General features: G+C 64.5%; 1 protein-coding gene. It reads right to left on the reverse strand.

All coding sequences use genetic code 11. The features are described 5' to 3' along the window. A partial coding sequence (locus tag SB719_RS19455) for an Ig-like domain-containing protein (RefSeq protein ID WP_412159645.1) occupies positions 1 to 313 on the reverse strand: 313 nt, incomplete at both ends.

Genomic DNA, 313 nt, shown 5'->3' on the forward strand with positions numbered 1-313 from the left:
GTCACTCGAAGTCCACGTGCCGCTTCCCGTTCCCGGATTGCCTGCAGGATCGGTCACCGCAACCGTCACATTGCCATCGGGCTGTTCAGCCGGGGCCGTCGCCGTCCATGCGCCGGTCGTGCCATCCGCCGTCACCTGCGAGGTCGTGCCGTCCGGCCAGGTCACCACAACCGTCGAACCCGGTTCCGTCGTGCCGGAAGCTGTCGGGATATTGTCTCCTTCCGGATCGGTGATGGCGACATCGGTCGTCGGTGCGGTTACATCAACATTTACGGGTCCGAGTGAAGCCGCGGGACCAATATTCCCCGCGGAG

This window comes from Pantoea sp. SIMBA_079 (assembly GCF_046940275.1).
Taxonomy (GTDB): domain Bacteria; phylum Pseudomonadota; class Gammaproteobacteria; order Enterobacterales; family Enterobacteriaceae; genus Pantoea; species Pantoea borealis.